This is a genomic window from Ferrovum sp. JA12 (assembly GCF_001431705.1).
In the GTDB taxonomy this organism is placed as follows: Bacteria; Pseudomonadota; Gammaproteobacteria; order Burkholderiales; family Ferrovaceae; genus PN-J185.
In genome coordinates this window covers 1-19906 of sequence record NZ_LJWX01000002.1, presented here as the reverse complement: position 1 = coordinate 19906, position 19906 = coordinate 1, and the positions used below count along the sequence as shown (strand labels likewise).

Annotated in this window: 23 protein-coding genes; 10 read left to right on the top strand and 13 right to left on the bottom strand. The window is 46.2% G+C overall.

The genetic code is table 11. The features are described from left to right. Positions 1-11 precede the first annotated feature (11 nt). The 4 genes from FERRO_RS05135 to FERRO_RS05115 are packed head-to-tail and all read left to right on the top strand — an operon-like array spanning position 12 to position 2680. Positions 12-335, top strand: a complete 324-nt coding sequence (locus FERRO_RS05135; RefSeq protein ID WP_056929833.1) for a hypothetical protein — start codon at positions 12-14, stop codon at positions 333-335. 46 nt (positions 336-381) lie between these two features. Continuing rightward, complete coding sequence (locus FERRO_RS05130; protein WP_082601203.1) at positions 382-1206, top strand: CpaF family protein; 825 nt, start codon at positions 382-384, stop codon at positions 1204-1206. Beyond that, positions 1203-1946 carry a type II secretion system F family protein gene (locus FERRO_RS05125; RefSeq protein ID WP_056929831.1) on the top strand — a complete coding sequence of 248 codons (744 nt, stop codon included), beginning with the start codon at positions 1203-1205 and terminating at the stop codon, positions 1944-1946. Before FERRO_RS05130 ends, FERRO_RS05125 begins: the two co-directional genes overlap by 4 nt. After that, positions 1946-2680: a type II secretion system F family protein gene (locus tag FERRO_RS05115; protein WP_082601202.1), complete on the top strand. Its 735-nt coding sequence runs from the start codon at positions 1946-1948 to the stop codon at positions 2678-2680. Before FERRO_RS05125 ends, FERRO_RS05115 begins: the two co-directional genes overlap by 1 nt. A gap of 309 nt (positions 2681-2989) precedes the next feature. Here the strand turns inward: FERRO_RS05115 and FERRO_RS05110 are convergent, their stop codons facing one another. From FERRO_RS05110 to FERRO_RS05100, 3 genes are all read right to left on the bottom strand, one after another. After that, positions 2990-4585, bottom strand: coding sequence for a gamma-glutamyltransferase family protein (locus tag FERRO_RS05110; protein ID WP_056929828.1), 1596 nt, complete (start codon positions 4583-4585; stop codon positions 2990-2992). A gap of 9 nt (positions 4586-4594) precedes the next feature. Then, positions 4595-5860 (bottom strand): oxalate/formate MFS antiporter, encoded by a 1266-nt coding sequence (gene oxlT / locus FERRO_RS05105; protein ID WP_056929827.1) that lies wholly within the window; start codon positions 5858-5860, stop codon positions 4595-4597. Positions 5861-6020: 160 nt separating this feature from the next. Beyond that, the gene (locus FERRO_RS05100) at positions 6021-8228 is read right to left on the bottom strand and encodes a heavy metal translocating P-type ATPase (RefSeq protein WP_056929826.1); all 2208 of its coding nucleotides are present in this window, start codon (positions 8226-8228) and stop codon (positions 6021-6023) included. A 63-nt stretch (positions 8229-8291) separates the two neighbouring features. Here FERRO_RS05100 and ccmA point away from each other — a divergent pair, with 63 nt between their 5' ends. From ccmA to ccmE, 5 genes are read left to right on the top strand one after another with little or no spacing between them, the layout of a single operon-like run. Next, positions 8292-8888, top strand: coding sequence for a cytochrome c biogenesis heme-transporting ATPase CcmA (gene ccmA, locus FERRO_RS05095; protein ID WP_239683506.1), 597 nt, complete (start codon positions 8292-8294; stop codon positions 8886-8888). Beyond that, positions 8885-9559 (top strand): heme exporter protein CcmB, encoded by a 675-nt coding sequence (gene ccmB, locus FERRO_RS05090; RefSeq protein WP_056929824.1) that lies wholly within the window; start codon positions 8885-8887, stop codon positions 9557-9559. The genes ccmA and ccmB overlap by 4 nt, the downstream gene beginning before the upstream one ends. A gap of 12 nt (positions 9560-9571) precedes the next feature. Then, positions 9572-10300 (top strand): heme ABC transporter permease CcmC, encoded by a 729-nt coding sequence (gene ccmC, locus FERRO_RS05085; protein WP_056929823.1) that lies wholly within the window; start codon positions 9572-9574, stop codon positions 10298-10300. Beyond that, positions 10287-10454: a heme exporter protein CcmD gene (gene ccmD, locus FERRO_RS10655; RefSeq protein WP_082601201.1), complete on the top strand. Its 168-nt coding sequence runs from the start codon at positions 10287-10289 to the stop codon at positions 10452-10454. Before ccmC ends, ccmD begins: the two co-directional genes overlap by 14 nt. Continuing rightward, positions 10451-10903: a cytochrome c maturation protein CcmE gene (gene ccmE / locus FERRO_RS05080; protein WP_056929822.1), complete on the top strand. Its 453-nt coding sequence runs from the start codon at positions 10451-10453 to the stop codon at positions 10901-10903. Before ccmD ends, ccmE begins: the two co-directional genes overlap by 4 nt. A 38-nt stretch (positions 10904-10941) precedes the next feature. Here the strand turns inward: ccmE and ccmI are convergent, their stop codons facing one another. Genes ccmI through FERRO_RS05060 form a run of 4 tightly spaced genes read right to left on the bottom strand, consistent with a single transcriptional unit; the run spans position 10942 to position 15097 of the window. After that, positions 10942-12186 carry a c-type cytochrome biogenesis protein CcmI gene (gene ccmI, locus FERRO_RS05075; protein ID WP_056929821.1) on the bottom strand — a complete coding sequence of 415 codons (1245 nt, stop codon included), beginning with the start codon at positions 12184-12186 and terminating at the stop codon, positions 10942-10944. A 3-nt stretch (positions 12187-12189) separates the two neighbouring features. Further along, positions 12190-12642, bottom strand: coding sequence for a cytochrome c-type biogenesis protein (locus FERRO_RS05070; RefSeq protein WP_056929820.1), 453 nt, complete (start codon positions 12640-12642; stop codon positions 12190-12192). Further along, positions 12639-13175, bottom strand: a complete 537-nt coding sequence (locus FERRO_RS05065) for a DsbE family thiol:disulfide interchange protein (protein WP_056929819.1) — start codon at positions 13173-13175, stop codon at positions 12639-12641. The genes FERRO_RS05070 and FERRO_RS05065 overlap by 4 nt, the downstream gene beginning before the upstream one ends. After that, positions 13172-15097: a heme lyase CcmF/NrfE family subunit gene (locus FERRO_RS05060; protein ID WP_056929818.1), complete on the bottom strand. Its 1926-nt coding sequence runs from the start codon at positions 15095-15097 to the stop codon at positions 13172-13174. The genes FERRO_RS05065 and FERRO_RS05060 overlap by 4 nt, the downstream gene beginning before the upstream one ends. A gap of 100 nt (positions 15098-15197) precedes the next feature. Here FERRO_RS05060 and FERRO_RS05055 point away from each other — a divergent pair, with 100 nt between their 5' ends. Then, the gene (locus tag FERRO_RS05055; RefSeq protein WP_056929817.1) at positions 15198-15626 is read left to right on the top strand and encodes a universal stress protein; all 429 of its coding nucleotides are present in this window, start codon (positions 15198-15200) and stop codon (positions 15624-15626) included. 6 nt (positions 15627-15632) lie between these two features. On the opposite strand, the gene FERRO_RS05050 is transcribed toward FERRO_RS05055, so the two are convergent. The 6 genes from FERRO_RS05050 to FERRO_RS05025 all read right to left on the bottom strand — a co-directional run bounded on the left by FERRO_RS05050 (position 15633) and on the right by FERRO_RS05025 (position 19159). Next, positions 15633-16193 carry a hypothetical protein gene (locus tag FERRO_RS05050; protein WP_152975712.1) on the bottom strand — a complete coding sequence of 187 codons (561 nt, stop codon included), beginning with the start codon at positions 16191-16193 and terminating at the stop codon, positions 15633-15635. Between the two features lie 90 nt (positions 16194-16283). Further along, positions 16284-16733, bottom strand: a complete 450-nt coding sequence (locus FERRO_RS05045; RefSeq protein ID WP_056929815.1) for a DUF2721 domain-containing protein — start codon at positions 16731-16733, stop codon at positions 16284-16286. A 2-nt stretch (positions 16734-16735) separates the two neighbouring features. Further along, positions 16736-17464, bottom strand: coding sequence for an LrgB family protein (locus FERRO_RS05040; protein WP_056929814.1), 729 nt, complete (start codon positions 17462-17464; stop codon positions 16736-16738). Further along, on the bottom strand, positions 17457-17804 hold the full coding sequence (locus FERRO_RS05035) for a CidA/LrgA family protein (protein WP_056929813.1): 348 nt from the start codon (positions 17802-17804) through the stop codon (positions 17457-17459). The genes FERRO_RS05040 and FERRO_RS05035 overlap by 8 nt, the downstream gene beginning before the upstream one ends. After that, entirely contained in the window at positions 17801-18286 is a 486-nt protein-coding gene (locus FERRO_RS05030) for a Dps family protein (RefSeq protein ID WP_056929812.1), read from the bottom strand. The genes FERRO_RS05035 and FERRO_RS05030 overlap by 4 nt, the downstream gene beginning before the upstream one ends. Before the next feature lie 45 nt (positions 18287-18331). After that, a complete protein-coding gene (locus FERRO_RS05025) occupies positions 18332-19159 on the bottom strand; it encodes a tetratricopeptide repeat protein (protein ID WP_056929811.1) in 828 nt (275 codons plus the stop codon). Between the last annotated feature and the right edge of the window lie 747 nt (positions 19160-19906).

Sequence of the window (19906 nt, the reverse complement as noted above, 5' to 3'; positions counted from 1 at the left end):
GAATATGAATAATGGATTTAATTCAACTACGCCAGCAATTGCATCAACAAATTATTGATCATCCCCGAATGTTGCAACTGATTAAGTTGCCCGAGGAAAACAAAAAACAACTATTAAAGAATTGGATTCAAGACTCACTGACCCCTTATCAATTCACTTTATCCACCACTCAAACCCATGATCTTAGCCATGATCTTGAAAATGAGATATTAGGACTAGGACCCCTTGAGACACTTTTTAGTGATCCTGCCATTAGCGATATTTTAGTGAATGGACCCAAACAAATTTATATAGAAAAAAACTGGCGTATTAGATCTCTACCCTGCCACCTTTGACAATGAGCAACACGTTAAACATACCATTGATAAAATCATTGCACCATTGGGTCGTCGTTTAGATGAAACTCATCCCATGGTGGATGCCCGCCTTAAGGATGGCTCACGTTTAAATGCTATTTTACCGCCCCTTGCCATCAATGGCCCAATTCTCTCTATTCGTCGCTTTAACCCCTCGCAAGGCTTAGGGTTCACACAACTTATTCATCAACAGTCTTTGAGTCATGCCATGGCTGAGCTATGCTTAATGTATGTAAATCAACGAGCCAATATTTTAATTAGTGGTGGAACCGGCTCTGGTAAAACCACTTTTCTGAATGTGTTGGCCTCACACATTCATCATCAGGAGAGGCTCATTACCATAGAGGATGCTGCAGAATTACGTATTCACCATCCTCATATTGTTAGCCTTGAAACACGCCCTGCTAACACTGAGGGAGGAGGAGAAATCACTGGCGAACAACTATTAAAAAATGCGCTACGCATGCGCCCTAACCGAATTATATTTGGCGAATTACGCGCCAAAGAAGCCTGGGACCTGATGCAGGCCATGAATACTGGCCACCCGGGATCAATGACCACTATTCATGCCAATAGCGCAGAACATGCCCTCATTCGTTTAGAGCAACTCATCACCAATCACCAGGAGCATTCACTGGCCAACTTAAGTGCACAACTCAAACAAACTATAGATGTCATCATTCATTTAGAACGAGACTCCCTAGGGCAAAGACGGATTGTCTCTATTCATGAACTTCATCCAAAGAAATACAGCCCACTGGTCTGTTTGTATTCTTATGATGGGCAAGCCTTTACGGCCACTTCACTGTTATCCAAATATCGACAAGCGGCACAACATATTTTTCTATGACACTGCTCACGGTTGTTTTCTTTATTAATCTCATGCTGTCTCTCGTGATGGGTATCATTCTTATCAAAAGTTATTTATCCCATCATTCCTCTTTGTCTCCTTTACTACCAACCCTACCTCTTCATCAGTACTCTCCCACAGAACCTGTGACACGCCCTCAGCGTGGTCTCCTGAGTTTTTTTACGGCTTCCCAGAACCAAGTCAACCTTGAGGAGTGGTGTCGTTTTTTTGATCTGTTATGCTTTTCTCTAAAAAGTGGCTTGACTCTGCGCCAAGCCTTTCAGGCTCTGTTAGAGCATGTTACCGGCCCTCTTCACTCTGGTTTACAGCAGGTACTTCATGAAATTAATTTGGGCTCTTCCACCAGCGACAGCCTCAACCATTGGCTAAACTCCCTTGAGGATCCACTGTTGAAGCGCTTTATCTTTATCGTTGAATTGCATGAACAAACAGGAGGAGATATGGTACGTTTACTCAAACAATGGACGCCACAATTACGTCAACGACAACTGTTACTCACTGAGGTAAAGCATGCCACGAAAGAGGCCCGTGCCTCAGGCGTTATCCTCTCTCTTCTCACTCCCATGATGGCCTGCGTCACCTGGTATTTACATCCCCAACTGTGGCATGAGGCTCTCAATACTCAATTAGGCTTATCCCTGCTCATAGGAACCGTTCTTCTCTGGCTGATCGGGAGTTTGTGGACCCATAAACTGACACAAGGCACGCGCCATTATTAATGACTAATATTCGATTAATTCTCTCTCTTGTGTCACAGTCGCAGCTCACTGGCCATCTATCCTTAATGCTCTATCAACGAGGGTGGGATACGGATATCCGGCAACAACGTCTTCATCACCGGCTCAAACAATTGACCTTCGTTGTGCTCCTGTTCCTTGTTATCGCACTCATTCTTGAGTGCTTTAAGAGGAGTCCATGGGTCCATGCGTTGCTGTGTCTGGATCTGTTTATACCAATACTGGTGATTCATTTTTTTAACCAACGTTTTAAGACCCGACTAAAGCGTATTTCACACTCTCTGCCTTTGGTATTAGAGGGATTGCTGCTGTGTAACGGAGCAGGGTTATCTATCCCACAAAGCCTTGAACGATTGAGTATTTTTTTTGACGCACAACATCCCTTAAAAAGAGAATGGTTAATTGCTTGCCATCAACTGCAATCTGGATTGAATGTCTATCAAGTATTGGATGCACTTCATCAACGCAATCCTCACCCAGCTTTAGAGAGAATTGTGATGCTCTTAAAAAGCCAATACCGTTTTGGTCATGAGCTAGAACAAGGATTAATGAGTGAAATGGGGCTCTATCTTACTGATCAACAACACACTATTCGAGAGAGTCACGCGACGCTTAATTTACAATTACTGATGCCCATGCTCGGCTGTTTTCTTCCTTCGTTGATATTGATGATCCTTATCCCCTCACTCACTCAACTCTCCCATCTCGTCTCTTAGTTTGACCTACAAAACACATCAAAGCGTCAACAACTTATCAATGCCTCCTGGGAGGCGCCGTTGACCAATTCACCCTTAATCAATTGGTAACACTATTGATCAACCGGCAGATCAAGTGATGAACGAGGATCCGTTCCATTGTTATGTAGTGAATGACCACTAGACCTCAGCGCTACGAGTCATTTGCTAGAAGCCCCATCACGAATGGTGCACGCCATGTAAATCCATGTGATGAGGCACTCCCATCCGCCTCTTTTTATGATTTCTGGAAGTTATTCCGGAGGCGCCCAGAAATGTCGACCCCTCACCTTAAAAAGAAGCTACGACGCCATTTGATCTCGGATCACTCGCTCCTTCAAAAACACCATTAGGGTGACGCACTACAGCACCCGCATGCCCCACGGTCTCGTCAAACTCATTGAGTAACTCCACATCATGACCGCGCGCCTTAAGATCCTCAATCAATTCCTTAGGAAAGCGGGATTCCAATTTCAAGGTATCCGAGGTTTGCCCCCATGTGCGCCCCAGCAACCATCTCGGTGCAGTGACCGCTTGCTGTAAGGGCTGCCCATAAATCACATGACGGGTAAAGACTGCGGCTTGGGTTTGTGGTTGACCATCCCCGCCCATGGTGCCATACACCATCACGCGTCCATCCTTAAGTTTCACGGCAGCAGGGTTCAGGGTATGAAAAGGTTTCTTATAGGGTGCTAGGGCCAGCAAGTGCTGAGGATTTAAACTAAAAGAGGCGCCCCTATTTTGCCAATTAATCCCTGTGGTAGGCAATACGCAGCCACTACCATACTCATGATAAATACTTTGGATAAAGGATACTGCCAGGCCATTTTTATCAATGGCTCCAAGCCAAACCGTATCAGCAGGACCCTTACCTTGACCCCAAGCAAGGGCCTTATTCAGCGCTATCTCCTCAGCGCCTTGAGACAAATGCTCATCACTTAAAATATCTTGCGCGGCGATGGGAGCGGTATCAGGATCTGTAACAAAACGGTCTCTTAATTTAAAGGCTTGCTTCGTGGACTCCACCAACAAATGCACATAATCAGCACTTTCTTCTTGAATACTTTGCCAACCAAAACGCTCCGCAATCCCTAAAATAGCCAGCGACACGGCCCCTTGAGTGGGCAGGGTCATGTTGTAGAGCGTACCCCATTGCGAATTTAAATAGAGGGGCGTCACGCGTGGCGCCTCATAACGCTGTAAATCAGAAAGGATTATTGGCGAGCCAATGAGCGCCAAATCCCGTGCAATATCCTCCGCCAAGGGACCACGATAAAAGCTATCTAACCCCTCAGCAACCAGCCGTTGCAGTGTTGTAGCAAGTTTCGGCTGGCAAAATTTTGCGCCCACCGCATAGCTTTGGCGTTCGGTCAAAAAGGTCTCAGCAAAGCCTGGTTGATCAATTAATTCCGTCAGTTTTTTAGCCGTTAAGACTGACTGACTAGGGGTAACCGGAATGCCCTCAAGAGCATAATGAATGGCGTCAGCTAACAGAGTAGAGAGTGGCAACTGCCCACCGCGTTCATGACTAATCTCAAGAGCGGTTTTCCAGCCGCCAATGGTACCGGCAACAGTATTGGCCGCCCAGGGACCACGAAAGGGGATGGTGCTCATGCCCTGGCTGGTATAAGCATCGATGGTGGCTTGTTGTGCAGCCCCGCCGCAGGCACGAATGGCAATCGGCTCACCATCTGGGGGGACAATCACCCAAAAACCATCCCCACCAATACTATTCATATGAGGATAAACCACAGCGATAGTGGCGGCGGCCGCCACCATGGCCTCAATGGCATTTCCCCCCTGCCTTAAAATAGATAATCCTGCCTGTGAAGCGAGGGAATGGGGAGAAGTCACCATCCCCTGTGTACCAACAACCGTATTGAGCATATTTTTTCCTTAACAATAACGTACTTTGCGACGGAGGGGTTTTAAAACAAATAAAGCAAGCAGTGCCGCCACAATATCTAAAGTGATCACCACAGCAAACACCGGCAACCAACTGTGTGTGACCTCATGTAACTGTGCGGCCACCGGTCCGCCCAAGACAGAACCTACCCCTTGCGCCATGTACAACAATCCATAATTACTACTGGCGTATTTTTCGCCAAAAGTATCCGTTAGTGTAGAGGGAAAAAGGGAAAAAATCTCGCCCCAACCAAAAAAAACTACGCCGGTTAATAACACAAAGAGTAAGGGGTCACCTCTGAACTGCAACCATGCTAACATGGCCAAACCTTCCATTAAAAAGGCGATAAACATAGTGTTCTCTCGACCAATCCGATCTGACATCCAGCCAAAGAAAGGACGGGTTAAACCATTGGTAATACGGTCCACAGAGAGAGCTAAGGGTAGCGCTGCCATACCAAACACCAACACACTTGCCACACCGAAATCTCGAGCAATGGCGGCGGTTTGAGAAATCACCATTAAGCCTGAGGTGGAGAGCATGGTCATCATGATAAACATCAACCAAAATAAGGGCGTTTTGAGCATAACCTTGCCACTCACCCCGCGAACCTCAGGTTCTGTCACAGAGGTCGCTGGAGTAGTCGGTGTAAAGGGTTGTTTTAATCCTTGAGCGGCAATGACCCCAATAATGGCAAAGAGGATGCCGTAAACAAATAACGTCATTTGATAACCATAATGAGAAATTCCATAGGCCACTGGGAAAGTGGTCAAGAAAGCACCAAAACCATACCCTGCAGCCACCATCCCCACAGCAAAACCCCGGCGATCTGGAAACCATTTGACCATTTGCGAGATAATACCAATGTAAACAATGCCAGTGCCAACGCCACCGATTAATCCATAGGTCAAATAAAGACCAGTGAGGGTATGAATATAGGAAGCCATCACCCAACTCAACCCACTTAAAAAAGTCCCCACACTAATTAAAAAACGTGGGCCAAAACGGTCAATAAAGTAGCCCTGTATCGGCGAAAAAAATGTTTGGATAACAATCAAAATAGAAAAAGTAATTTGAATTTCCGGCAACTTGGCGCCAATACTGCCCATCAATGGCTTAGTAAAAAGTGTCCAGGTGTACTGAGGACTGGCAATAGCCATCATACACACTAAGCCCAGCACTAATTGAACCCAACGTGTTGGGCCCGTAAAGGGCTCAGTGAGGGAGACTGAAGGTTGAACCACTGATCTACTCATGTGTTATATCTCCTTGTAATTATTAAAACAAAAGCTGATGATGAGATAAAGCAACTACTGTGCCACAACTCGACAACGCCATAAAACGCCCTATTAACGGGCGAACTTGAGATATTTCTAGAGCCCAGAACTTAACTTAGTGCGAAAGATTCAGCTTTGTCTATTTTCTGCGCAATAATAGTGCGTTGGTAACCACCGTCACTGAGGAGACGGCCATGGCAAAACCTGCCAGAATGGGACTCAGATAACCCATGGCGGCTAACGGAATACCAATCACGTTATAGAAAAAAGCCCAAAAGAGATTCTGTTGAATAGTTTTCCAGGTCGCGCGCGATAAATAAATAGCTTCGGCCACCAAACGTAAATCCGCGCGCAGTAGTGTAATAGAGGCTGCAGAATTGGCCACATCGGTTCCAGAGCCCATGGCAATACCCACATTAGCTTGCGCTAAGGCCGGGGCATCATTAATGCCATCGCCCACCATAGCCACCGTCTCTCCCTCTTTTTGCCAGCTGTGTAATCGCTCAAGTTTGGCTGCCGGCGTGAGACTGGCGCTCATTTCATCAATCCCAAGTATCTGTGCCACCCGACGCACCGAGCCCTGGTGGTCCCCTGAAAGTATAGCCACCTTCAAGGATTGCGCTTGTAATTGTTGAATGGCTTCAAGGGCTTCAGGGCGCAGGAGGTCGGCAAAACTCAGCTCGGCTAATAACTCAAGCTCAGTGCCATTCACCTTCACCAATACAGAGTGAGTATCACTGCCCTCCAATTGTTCGGGTGTTGTCTGAGTCAGCTGATCCGCCGCAATCACTCCTCCTTGGGCAATACAACTGGAGCGACTCATTAAGCGGTAACGCTCTCTCACTCCCGCCATGTTGATGACCCCCTCCACGCCTTGACCAGCTAATACTTTAGATTCTTCACACACCAAGGCCGTGACCCCTTCCTCTTGCGCTCTCTTTAACACGGCCAAGGCCAAGGGGTGACTCACTCCCGTCTGCAGTCCCGCTACAATAGCAAGGATCTCTCCTACCTCGTCATGACCCGCCACTCGGATGTGAACGAGTGCGGGCATGCCTTGCGTCAGGGTGCCCGTTTTATCAAATACCACGCGTTGAACGCGATGGGTTTCCTCTAACGCGCTGGCATCACGGATCAAAATACCCCGTTGGGCCGCTAGGCCTGTGCCCACCATAATAGAAACAGGCGTGGCTAAACCTAGGGCACAGGGACAAGCGATTACCAGCACAGATACGGCACGAATCAGCGAGATATCCAGCCCAACACCTAACCAATAGTTAACGGCTAATGTGATCACGGCCACCACCAGTACCACAGGCACAAAAATCTGACTCACTCGATCAACGAGGCGCTGAATAGGGGGTTTGTTCGCTTGTGCCGCCACCACCCGTTCAATGATGTTAGCGAGCGTGCTGCGCTCACTGCTCGCACTGACCTTTATCACGAGGCGACCCATACCATTTAAAGTCCCCGCTAGCACCTTATCGCCAGTTTTTTTAGGCACCGGAACACTCTCGCCGGTGATTAAGGATTCATCCACCTCACTCTCACCCTCCTCCACCACGCCATCGCTGCCAATACGCTCGCCGGCAGGTATCAGAATTCGATCCCCGGGCATTAAATATTGCGTGGCAATTAAGCGGTTAAAGCGGACAGGACGGCCCTTATCAATGATGCGCGACATATCAGGGCGCAAGGATTGTAACTGGCGAATAGCAGAGCTTGCCTCGCGGCGTGCCCGATGCTCTAAATATTTCCCTAAGGAGACGAGTGTAATGACTACAGCGCTGGCTTCAAAATACGTATCATGACTACCTTGCACCAACCATTGATAGAGACTTAAAGAATAAGCCGCAAGAGTCCCTAAGCTCACCAATACATCCATGTTAGCAGAACCATGGCTAACCTGGCGCCAAGCACCTATTAAAAAGCGTCGACCAAAATAAAACTGCACTGGAGTAGCCAGAGCAAAGGCCACGGCATTAGGTAGCATCCATTTAGCATTGATGAGGGTGACTAGCATAGATAATACCAAGGGCGTTGCCAAGAGGAGACTACCTATCAATTGGCGACGTTCAGCATGGATTTCCGCCATGATGCGCAGATCCTCCTGATGAAACACGTCCTTTTGTTGAATCTTAGCACCATAGCCCGCCGCTACCACAGCGCGTACTAGTTGTGCATCAATCCCCTCCGAGAGAGACTTATCATCGAGCTCCACTTCAGCGCTCTCCGTGGCTAAATTCACCAGCGCCGCGCTCACCCCTTCCACCTTGGATAGCGCCCCCTCAACATGGGCGACACAGGAAGCACAGGTCATTCCGGAAACCGCAAGGTTTTTTTTCATGGGAGTTTAAGTGTTTCTTAGGAATACAATTTTTTATTGTAGAATAGGACGATGAATTTGTCAGTGATTAATCTTAGTTGCCAGCGCGGTGAGCGGTTACTCTTTGAAGGAGTTTCTTTTTCATTGAGAACTCATCAATGGTGTCACGTTACCGGTGAAAACGGTGCCGGTAAAACCAGTCTCTTAAGATTGTGTGCCGGTCTTGCCTCGCCCTTGACGGGAGAGGTGCGTTGGCAGGGCACCCGACTCCAAGAGGACCTTGATCGCTTTCATCAAGATTTACTGTACTTAGGCCATGCCAGCGCCCTCAAAGAGGAGCTCACCGCCCTCGAGAATCTCACTCTCATGAGCCGCCTTGACGGTATTCAGGTCAATGAAGAAGCCATTTTACAAGTATTGGATCGCTGGGGCTTATTAGGTCGCGAAGAATTACCCGTTAGGGTATTGTCCGCTGGACAACGTCGGCGCGTATTGCTCTCACGCTTAAGTCTCAAACCGTGCCCTCTATGGGTTCTTGATGAACCCTTTAATGCCCTTGATCGGCGAGCCATCAATACTTTATACGATTTATTAAACCGTCATGTTGAACAAGGTGGATTGTTACTCATGACAAGTCACCAAGAGATAGAAATGAGTCCGGGGATCGTTCTTAGCCTATGAACCTCTTTGCGACACTCTTCACTCTCGTTCGCCGTGACCTGACCCTGGCTTTGCGTCATAAATCAGAACTGTTAACCGCTTTATTTTTCTTTGTAATCGTAGTGAATCTGCTGCCCTTGGGGGTGGGTCCCGACCCTAAGCTATTGAGTAAAATAGCGCCTGGGGTGGTGTGGATTGGCGCGCTACTAGCTACACTTTTAGGTTTACCACGATTATTTGCCCATGACTATCAAGATGGCACCTTAGAGCAACTCTCCCTTTCACCACACTCCTTTACGGTGATTATCTTAGGTAAAATCATGGCGCACTGGCTCGTGGCAGGTCTGCCTGTGGTATTAATTACGCCACTTCTGGGAATTCAATTTAATTTATCCGGTCCTATAATTGGAGTACTTATGTTAACTCTGTTACTGGGTACTCCTATACTGTCGCTGATTGGCTCCATAGGTGCGGCACTGACTTTAGGCGTTCGCGGCGGCGGAGTCCTGTTATCATTATTAATTTTACCGCTTTATATTCCAGTATTGATTTTTGGAGCGGGGGCAACGGAAGCTTATCGCGCTGGCCTTGATATGTCAGGATATTTTTGGTTATTGGCAGCTCTGGATTTGTTGGCGTTATTTTTTGCTCCTTGGGTAAGCGCCATCGCCCTTAAGGTAGCTTTAGAATAGGAACTATTAACGATGAATTGGTTTAAATATGCGGCGCCGGCCAGTTTTTATCCTTTGGCAGGCAAGCTAATTCCTGTTTTCACGGCCATCACTATCCTATTGTTAGCGGTAGGCTTGTGGATTAGTTTTTTTGTGGCCCCCACCGACTTTCAGCAGGGTGAAGGTTATCGCATTATTTTTGTACATGTACCCGCTAGTTGGATGTCCATGTTCATTTATTGCGTGATGGCCTTGTGGTCAATGTTAGGCTTTGTTTTTAATACACGACTCTCTGGCATGATGACCCAAGCCTTGGCTCCCACCGGAGCATTGTTTGCATTATTATCGCTGGTGACCGGCTCTTTGTGGGGCAAACCCATGTGGGGCACTTGGTGGGTATGGGATGCCCGTCTGACCTCACAATTGATTCTATTTTTTCTTTATTTAGGGTTTTTGGCCTTAACCTCAGCCATTGATGACCCTCGGCGCCGTGACAAGGCTGGCGCGATATTATCATTAGTGGGCGTGGTGAACGTTCCCATCATCTATTTTTCAGTGATTTGGTGGAACACTCTACACCAAGGTGCCAGCATTTCTATGACAAAAGCGCCCACTATGGCGCATACCATGCTAATGGGAATGCTTATTATGGCATTGGCCTTTTGGAGTTACACTATTGCTATAGTACTAAAACGTGTGCGCTGTATTATTCTAGAACGAGAAATGACTAGCGAATGGGTTAAAAAAAATGCAGTGGAATAGTTTAGAAGATTTTTTTCATATGGGGGGGTATGGGCTCTATGTGTGGGGCAGCTTTGGTATATGTACCCTAGCCATGATCATCGAGCCATGGATATTAAACTCCCGTAGCCAAAAAATAAAACGTCAAGTGAAACGTCTAGGAGGACAGCCATGAAACCCCGTCAAAAACGCTTATTCTTTATTTTAGGGGCCATGTTGGTGCTGGGTGTTGCCGCCACTTTTGTGGTGAAAGCCTTTCGTAGTAATCTCGTTTTCTTCTATACCCCAACGCAAATTGCTAATGGCGAAGCTCCCCATGATCGCGCCTTTAGAATTGGTGGATTAGTGAAACAAGGCACGCTAAAACACGAGGGTGTGGTGTCTTATTTTGTCGTCACGGATACCCGTAGAGATTTTCCGGTGAGTTACACGGGCATACTGCCTGATCTCTTTAAGGAAGGGCGAGGGGTGGTTGCGGAGGGAAAGCTTGGCAACAATGGCATGTTTGTGGCTTCCGAAGTGCTAGCTAAACACGATTCCAATTACATGCCACCAGAGGCAAAAGCGGCTCTTGATCAAGCCAAGCAAGTGGAACAAACCTCTAAAACCTTAAAAATGAATTGATTAATGATTACTCTATATTCACCCACCAAGTGGCATTTTTAAGGCGTCACTTGGTTAATTAACACTTGGACATCATGGCTACCGGGTTTCACGGCCACACTCTTTCCAATCAAATCTCCCGCAGAGGGGGTAGCCGTTCCTGAACGACTAATTTTTGCTTCAACGGTCACTTCACTCACGGTACTTAAATTAAAGTTAGGACTCATGGCCATATTTTTGGTTAACTCAAAATGATAGGGTAATTGAGTTACGGGAATTCGTAAAACCGCTAGTGGCATACGCGGGCCATTCGTGGCCCGGGCAAAAATAAACACAATTTCTTGACCGCTAACTTTGGACTTTAATTTCTCATCAAGAGTGACGGTTCCACTCACGGCAGTGGCTTTCGTATCTGCACTTGAATTGGCCAAGGACTCGGGGGTACTTACTGGACCTTCCTGCCCCTGAAAGTCATTCATACTCATGGCGGACAAATGCTGTTTAATACGAGCTTGGTTGATACTATCTAACACAAATTTAGCGTCAGAGGAAGAAGGGTCAATCAGAGGAATCAGTTTTTTCCAGCTCTCCTCCGCCCCTTTATAATCGTTTTGAGCAAACAAAAAACCACCATGTAAATAGAGTGCCTTTGGGTTACCAGGCTCAAGCTTTAAGACCTTAGCCACCAACACTTGTGCGTGAACAAACCCCTTATCTACTCCACTGGCTACTAAAGCTTCGGCATAGTCGGCCATCAAAGTGGGATCATCGTTCATCGTATTTTCTATATGAGCGAAGGCATTCACCGCGTCAAGAGGTCGGTTAAGTGTCATATAAGAGTGGGCCAGCATCGACCACCCCTTAGGATCATTGGGATTTTTAGCAAGCTTGGCGGCCAACCCTTCCACCATGGCAGAGATTTGTTGATCAGTGGGTGCCATACTCTCAGGTTGAAACACTTGCCAGTGGCCACGCCAGAGATACATGGAAACAGTTAAGAGTGGGATTAATACCACGGCACCCCAAATCCAGCGCCGATCAGAACTTTTTTCCGTAACGCTATGTTGCTCTACCGTGTCCTCTAACAGACGACGCTGAATTTCACTACTCGCCTGTGTAAAATCCTCTTCTGCCATGGAGCCAGCTTTCAGCTCTTCTTGTAACTCAGTGAGTTGGTCACGGTAAACGGCCACATTAAGGGCCTTTTGGTTATCATTAACCTTATGATGATGGCGTGCCACCCATAGCAATATTGCTGCGATGATAATTAAAAGAAGGCTGGCTGCAATGATAAATGAAATCATAGATTACTCACGGAGAAGTTCGGTAGCTTGTTGTTGTTGTTGCAAAGTTAAGGGAGCTTCCTCTGCCGCAGCGTTACGTTGACGCACCACAGCAATTAATACGCCAAGAGCCCCCAATAAAAGTAAAAAAGGACCAAACCACAGGGCGTAAGTTGTTATATCAACGGGCGGTTTATAACGAATAAAATTACCATAGCGATGTACCATATAATCGATGATTTCTTTATCTGTTTTACCCTGAGCGATGAGCTGGCGAATTTCTTCTCGCAGGTCCTTAGCAAGATCTGCATCAGAGGCAGCCAAGGACTCATTTTGACAAACCAGACAACGCATATCGGTAGCCAAACGAATCAAGCGGGCCTCAGTCACAGGATCACGGGCCACAGGAGTGGCCTCTTTAGCCAGCAAGGGGAGAGACAACAACACGGCACAGATTAGGGTAATTGCTATTTTCATTGCTGTAATTCTTTAATTAAGGGCAATAGGGTACTTTTTAGGACTTCATCGGTAATAGGACCAATTTGTTTATAACGTATCACTCCCTTTTTATCAATAACGTAGGTTTCCGGTACGCCATAAACACCATAATTAATCCCTACTCGACCATCTATATCTTCTGCAATCTTAGTATAGGGGTTGCCATAATTATTAACCCACCCTTCGCCGTCCACAGGACGGTCTTTATAATCCAGACCAATCAAGGGAACATTGTAGTCGCGAGCAAACTTCAGGAGAATGGGATGCTCATCCCGACAGGAGACACACCAAGATGCCCAGACATTAAACAGCCATACCTGACCTAACATATCCCGGTTAGAAAGTGTTTGATTGTTACCTAATTGCGGCAAGGTAAAATCAGGGGCGGGATGGTTAATGAGTGGCGAGGGGACTTCATGGGGATCATGACGTAACCCAAGTCCCATAAAAGTTACTAAACCCACAAACACCAATAAAGGAATCACATACCAAAAGTTAACGGGTTTTTTCATGCTGTCTTCTGCTCTTTTTTAGCCTGAATACGATAACGTTTGTCACTGGCCGCCACAATACCACCAAGAGCCATAAATAGACATCCGCCCCAAATCCAGTTAACAAAGGGTTTCACATAAACACGCATACTCCATGAACCGTCCCCTAAGGGCTGCCCGAGCGAGACATAAATATCGCGCGTCAAACTAGAATGAATTGCCGCCTCGGTAGTGGGCATCGCTGAAGAAAAATAAGAGCGCTTCTCTGGAAAAAGTTGACCGTCTAATAAACCGTGATTAGCATAGGTGACCGTTCCCCTAACCGCTTCGTAGTTAGGTCCTGGAACTTGTTCAACACCCACTAAACTAAAAGTAGTCCCATCCACGGTCAAGGTATCTCCTGGGCCCATTTTTACATCTCGCTCAAGCTCATAGCTTTTGACCATGGTGACCCCAATCACAAAGAGAGCTAAACCAAAATGGGCGAGCTGCATACCCCAAAACCAGGCTGGGATATTAACCATTTTGCGCCACGCCCAAATTTGTTTTACTACCGCCAACATAATCCATGCCGCAACAGCCACCCCTACCGCTGACATCAAATGAAATTGACCCATCAGTAGCGGAGCGCAGCCACCAACAACTAGAGCAATCACAGCATCCCAACGTAATTCCTTAATAGTTTGCCAAACTTTGTCTCTTTTCCAATTGGTGGCTGTACCAATGGGTAATACCAAAAGTAACGGGAGCATCAAGGGCACAAATACCAAATTAAAATAAGGTGGCCCTACGGAAAGCTTACCCATGTTCATGGCATCAATGACCATAGGGTAGATAGTGCCCAGTAACACAGAGGCCGCCGCCACCACTAGAAGGACGTTATTGACCAGTAAAAAGGTTTCTCGCGAAATCAATTTAAAGCTACCACCATCGCCAACCTTTGGTGCACGCCAAGCGAAAAGAGTGAGGGAGCCCCCGATCACAAAAGCCAAGAAGATCAATACAAATATCCCACGTTTAGGGTCTGTGGCAAAGGCATGAACGGAAGTGAGTACCCCTGAACGAACAATAAAAGTCCCCAGCAAAGATAAGGAAAAAGCACTAATGGCCAGCAACACTGTCCAGCGTTTAAAGGCCCCTCTTTTTTCTGTAACTACCAAGGAGTGGATCAAGGCGGTGCCCATTAACCAGGGCATAAAGGAGGCATTTTCCACAGGATCCCAGAACCACCAGCCACCCCAACCCAGCTCGTAATAAGCCCAATGGGAACCAAAACAGATACCCAGCGTTAAAAACACCCAGGCGGCCAAAGTCCAAGGGCGGGACCACCTTGCCCAGGCCGCATCAAGCTTCCCAGAAATTAGGGCCGCTATAGCAAAGGCAAAAGCCACTGAGAAGCCCACATAACCCATGTAGAGCATGGGCGGGTGATAAACCAAGCCAGGATCTTGCAAAAGAGGGTTTAAATCACTCCCTTCAGTGGCCGCCGGAATCAATCGATCAAAAGGATTGGAGGTGAAGAGAATAAATAATAAAAATCCAAAAATCACTAACCCCAAGACACCTAAAACACGCGAAACTACCGGATCAGGTAATCTTTTTGAAAACACGGCCACAGCGGCTGTCCACAGTGTTAAGAGTAATACCCAAAGGAGTAAAGAACCCTCATGCCCCCCCCACACAGCGGAGAACTTGTATTCAATAGGTAGTTGTGAATTAGAGTGTTGCGAGACATACAATACTGAAAAATCACTGGTTAAGAAGGCGTAGGCAAGACACAGAAAAGACAGTCCCACAGACAGGAAAAGCAAAATAGCCATAGGTCGCGACATGGCGATCCATAGAGCGGATCCTCTCTGCGCGCCGGCAAGAGAAAAAAACGATAAAAACAAAGACAAACACAAAGCGATAATCAGTGCAAAGTGACCAAGTTCAGGAATCATTCTTTTATAACCTTTCTAAAATCGTATTACAGTTTACCTTGAGATGAACGCTCACGCTATAATTGATTCATATCGACTCTTTCAGTTCCAGGAGATTACCATGTTTCAACACATTCTTGTTCCAATTGATGGCTCACCTCTGTCTCACAAAGCCCTGTCAGGCGGCATTGCCATGGCCAAAGAGCTGCACGCTAAAATAACTATTTACTCGGCAGTGGTAGAGTTTTTACCCATGACTGAGTTTGCCGTTGAAACACCCCAAAGCATCATGGATGAGTTACAAAAGGAAACTGATAAACACTTACAGACCGCACAAACAGAAGCTGAGGCCGCTGGGGTGAGTTGCAATATTGTAAAAAGTATTGAGTTTTCCCCCTATCAAGGAATCATTAACACAGCTAAAGCTGAGCAATGCGATTTAATACTCATGTCCTCCCATGGCCGTCGTGGATTAACAGGTTTTCTTCTAGGTAGCGAAACGCAAAAAGTTCTTACCCATTCAGAAATACCTGTATTGGTTTATCGTTAATTCAGACTACTGAATCGCACCTGGGGGAACCAAGGGTAAATGCTGCCAAACCCCAGGGCAAGTCTTAATTTGTGGATAAACACCCTTATTATCAGGACAATAAAAATAGCCCGTGTTCCCATTGTTAGGATCCATTGGTAACGCGCCGTTCCCTGAAACCAAAGGAGGAATATAGGTGGTGCCCTGTGGTGACACAGGTGGCGAAGGAGGCTGATTGATGACCACAGTGGGAGCGGGTGGATAATAAAGGGGTGGATAATAAGGATAGGGCGAAAAAAAGGGATCTCCCCAAAAAGGAGAGCCAAAACCCAAGCCAAGGCCATACCCAAAACCAAAGCCCACATAGTTTCGTTCAAACCCATCTCGACCATAGTAGCCACCTCGACCATAGTAGCCACCTCGATTGTAATAACCACCCCGACCTTGGAAAGCTTGACTGGCATGCCCTCCTCCAGCATGACCTCCTCCATGACCTCCACCAGAGAAAGCCAGAGCAATACCTGAAATCGTTAAGAAGAAAAAAGATAAAGCAATTTTAGAAAGGGGGTTGATCATTGTATTTTTCATATCATTACCCAAGGACTATACACTTAATTATGACTTCGATTATAAGCCTAAGTTCTTCTTATTAATGAAGAAAGTGTTAATAAAAGTAAATCATTCTTCTTTATAGCGGATAGAGTAGGAAGCCACGAATACCTCAAATAAAAGACATAATAAAGATAGGACGAAGGATCCAATCCCCACTACAAAAGTATCCAATACAATCTTCGAAAGCTGCACTCTCCCTGATACAGTTTCAGAAAAAAATAATCCAAGTACCGTCAAACCAATAGATAGCCCACAAAACACCACCAATGCCATAGATATATTAATTAGTTTACCGCGCATTGCAAGGTACCCCAATTCTTTTCGATAGTCTTCCTTGTTGTAATGCGGATGTATTTCATCTTTTAACACCCCCTGTAAAAAGCGCGAGCGGTCAACTACTCTTGCTAATCGTGAAGTGAGTGCCGACACGAGAGTTGCCACAGCGGTTAAAAGAAAAACGGGGGCCAAAGCTAGCTGAATTCCTTGACTCAATAAGGGAGGGGCTAAATCATACATAATTAATAGGGAATATATGAAGCAATTAAAGGAATCACTACGGCACCAAGAATACCATGCAAGCCCATGGCAAGACTCGCGTAAGTACCTGCCTCAGGATGCACACTAAAGGCTCTGGAAGTACCGATACCGTGGGCGGCGAGACCGATAGCAAAACCGCGTTGCCACCATACACGCATACCCATAAAATCGAATACATAACGCGCAAAGACCGCTCCCAGAATGCCGGTAATCACAGCAAACACGGCGGTTAAGGTTGGTGAAGTATGAATACGTTCTGCTACCCCCATGGCAATGGGTGCTGTGACAGATTTTGCAATTAAGGCGCCCACAATATCATCACTGGCACCCATGTAACGTGCCACCCACACTGCAGAAGCAATAGAGGTAGTAGCCCCACATAGGAGAGCAATAAGGAGCGGAATGACTCTCCCACGCAAACCACGAAAACCCCGATAAATAGGAATAGCGAGAGCCACCGTTGCGGTTCCTAACAAAAAGTGTACAAACTGCGCTCCTTGGAAATATTTCGCATAGGGCATCCCAATCAATTCTAAGGCACTCGCCACCAAAATCACCGCTATTGCTACGGGATTAGCCAGGGGAGAGCGATTAGTTTTTTGATAAACGGTAAAACCTATTTGATAGGCTGATAAAGTGAGAATCAAGGCCAATAATGGACTCCCCGACAAATACACCCAAATCTCGTGAATTTGTAGAGGTTTATTCATGGCTAGAGTTACCACTTAAAATACGCAACACTATCACTGTGATGGCCACAGTTGCAATGACACTTACAACAAGTGCAGTGACCACGGCTAGAGCATGCTCTTTTAATTGGGGTAAGAATAAAATAACACCAGTGGCCGCGGGAACAAACAATAACCCCAAATGCTGACTTAAGCCATCAGCAACCATGCCCATGGCATCCGGAACGCGATCTCGCCATATCAAAAATAACAGTAATAGAACTAAACCTATTACAGGTCCAGGAATGGTGGTTAACCATTCATGTGAAATTAACTCTCCCAAGCCCTGCCAGAGCAATATTTGAACGAGCCCTGAAATCATGACTCAAGTAGAGATCTCAACATCCACGCTGTCTTTTCATGGATATCCATCCTTTGAGTTAACAAATCAGCCGTCGGTTGGTCATTGGCCTTATCCGCCAGTTCAAAAATACGTCTTGCAGTGGCTGCTACCTTCTCATGACCCTTCACCAGTGTTTCTACCATTGATGTAGCCTTAGGCGGTTTAGCTGGCACATCTGGCAAACTGGTTAATTTTGCAAACTGAGCGTAAGAACCGGGAGCAAAAAAACCCAATGATCTAATTCGCTCAGCAATAGGGTCTACGGCGTTCCAAAGCTCTGTATATTGAGCCATAAACATGGTGTGCAAAGTATTAAACTGTGGCCCAGTGACATTCCAATGAAAGTTATGGGTGGTTAAATACAGCGTATAAGTATCTGCCAACAGCTGACTTAAACCATTAGTAATTTCTAGACGTTGCTTTTCTGTGATACCAATTTGAATTGCATTATTTTTTGCCACTTAAAATGCCCCCTCACTCTCTTAAAAGACATTCAAATCCTCCTATCAGGACCAGTCAGAACCGCCACCTGAGTCAAAACCACCCCCTGCATCGCCACTGTCCCAGGAAGAGCCAGAGGAATCATCCCAAGAGCTGGATCCTGAGACGCCAAAGTCTTGCCCACCCATGTCGCCATTAACGTTTTGCGAACCCGCCATACCATCATTGACCATGCCAGAGCTACCACTGGGCCCATCCACCAAGCGGTGCGCTAACGCTTCACCTGCTACAAGGCCAGCTCCCAGGGCAGCACCCGTTGCCAGAGAACCCATTAAACCAGAACCCATCCCGCCGCCACCGCCGCCTGAAGGATACATTGGCGGTTGACCTCCACCCATGGGCGAGCCATTTGGATAATAGCCACCGCCAGGTGGGGCTTGTGTTATCACCACCGGGTTTTGCTGAGTTAATCGGCGCACCATCCAAATAATAAATAACAAGGCCACTATCCCAATAATTAATATGGTCCCCCAAGAAGTTCCTGACTCACGATGGTTAGACATCCTATTGGGCGACATAGATAGTTGTTGTCTTAATTCAGACACGGAACGCGGATTAGCAAAGGGCAGTCCAGGCTCTAATTTTTCAGCTACAGCAAGCTCTGATCGGGCGCTATCCATATCTCCAGAGCGAGCCAACACTTCCGCATTGACAAAATGAGCCTTACCACTATTTGGGTGAGCCTGTACCACCTCTGCCATCATACTGCGTGCTTCAGACAGATGGCCGGTTTTAGCGGCGTTATAAACTTGATCCATGGTTGGCTCAGCAAATGCGGAGCTGATCAAACCAAAAAACAGTACTATAAAAAAATAATTAATTAAACGCTTCATAACCATCACCTCAAAAAGAGAGCAAAAAACTACATTAATCATGCCATATTTTATTAAATTGGGATAATTTTCGTAAATTCAAGAGCAGACTGAGTTTATTTCAATCTATATCATTTAAAACACTACTTAGAAATTTGAACTGATAGAAGTAAATTTACGCTAGGACCAGTATAGAATATTTCATTTCCATCAAGGATGTTTAACGCGAGAATTAGCCCGACACGGCATACTAGCATGGCGCTACGAACTACTGTCTCACTCCCACTTATTTACCACCCTATACTAGTGAGCTGACTTATCCTGGTATAGCTGAGGATTAGTAACTTTTTGCTGGGATAAAACGATAAGGCCTTGTTGCCCAGTACCGTTGTCATAATATAGACACTAAGGTGACAGTAATATGTCCCATGGATGGTTGTCTGGGTCCCTAACAAAGTAAGCCCCATAAGTCCGCCGTGCTTTCTTGAAAGAGACAAACCTATTAAATAAAGCGGGTCATTAATGTGCCACAAAACCAAACCATTCTATTTGTTACTAACAGTAGCAAAATTAACCGTGTATTTGGTGTGCGTCAAAAGAAATAGTGCACTTTTGTCTGCTTCGCCTTATGTCATAGTGGGCCAGTCATGACTCGAACTCATGCCCAAGGAGTTAAAATTTGCTTTTTGTATTAACAACTCAAATTCAGTACTAGTAACAGCCTTAGAATAGAGGAATCCTTGGGCATAGTCACAATCAAAGGATTTG

Coding starts and splice junctions, on each gene's coding strand:
- ccmI (WP_056929821.1), bottom strand. CDS start 12,186: ATGATTTCATTTATCATTGCAGCCAGCCTTCTTTTAATTATCATCGCA.
- ccmE (WP_056929822.1), top strand. CDS start 10,451: ATGAAACCCCGTCAAAAACGCTTATTCTTTATTTTAGGGGCCATGTTG.
- oxlT (WP_056929827.1), bottom strand. CDS start 5,860: ATGAGTAGATCAGTGGTTCAACCTTCAGTCTCCCTCACTGAGCCCTTT.
- FERRO_RS05045 (WP_056929815.1), bottom strand. CDS start 16,733: ATGTATGATTTAGCCCCTCCCTTATTGAGTCAAGGAATTCAGCTAGCT.
- FERRO_RS05050 (WP_152975712.1), bottom strand. CDS start 16,193: ATGAAAAATACAATGATCAACCCCCTTTCTAAAATTGCTTTATCTTTT.
- FERRO_RS05125 (WP_056929831.1), top strand. CDS start 1,203: ATGACACTGCTCACGGTTGTTTTCTTTATTAATCTCATGCTGTCTCTC.
- FERRO_RS05060 (WP_056929818.1), bottom strand. CDS start 15,097: ATGATTCCTGAACTTGGTCACTTTGCACTGATTATCGCTTTGTGTTTG.
- FERRO_RS05040 (WP_056929814.1), bottom strand. CDS start 17,464: ATGAATAAACCTCTACAAATTCACGAGATTTGGGTGTATTTGTCGGGG.
- ccmC (WP_056929823.1), top strand. CDS start 9,572: ATGAATTGGTTTAAATATGCGGCGCCGGCCAGTTTTTATCCTTTGGCA.
- FERRO_RS05055 (WP_056929817.1), top strand. CDS start 15,198: ATGTTTCAACACATTCTTGTTCCAATTGATGGCTCACCTCTGTCTCAC.
- FERRO_RS05070 (WP_056929820.1), bottom strand. CDS start 12,642: ATGAAAATAGCAATTACCCTAATCTGTGCCGTGTTGTTGTCTCTCCCC.
- FERRO_RS05065 (WP_056929819.1), bottom strand. CDS start 13,175: ATGAAAAAACCCGTTAACTTTTGGTATGTGATTCCTTTATTGGTGTTT.
- ccmD (WP_082601201.1), top strand. CDS start 10,287: ATGCAGTGGAATAGTTTAGAAGATTTTTTTCATATGGGGGGGTATGGG.
- FERRO_RS05115 (WP_082601202.1), top strand. CDS start 1,946: ATGACTAATATTCGATTAATTCTCTCTCTTGTGTCACAGTCGCAGCTC.
- FERRO_RS05100 (WP_056929826.1), bottom strand. CDS start 8,228: ATGAAAAAAAACCTTGCGGTTTCCGGAATGACCTGTGCTTCCTGTGTC.
- FERRO_RS05135 (WP_056929833.1), top strand. CDS start 12: ATGGATTTAATTCAACTACGCCAGCAATTGCATCAACAAATTATTGAT.
- FERRO_RS05035 (WP_056929813.1), bottom strand. CDS start 17,804: ATGATTTCAGGGCTCGTTCAAATATTGCTCTGGCAGGGCTTGGGAGAG.
- FERRO_RS05110 (WP_056929828.1), bottom strand. CDS start 4,585: ATGCTCAATACGGTTGTTGGTACACAGGGGATGGTGACTTCTCCCCAT.
- FERRO_RS05025 (WP_056929811.1), bottom strand. CDS start 19,159: ATGAAGCGTTTAATTAATTATTTTTTTATAGTACTGTTTTTTGGTTTG.
- ccmB (WP_056929824.1), top strand. CDS start 8,885: ATGAACCTCTTTGCGACACTCTTCACTCTCGTTCGCCGTGACCTGACC.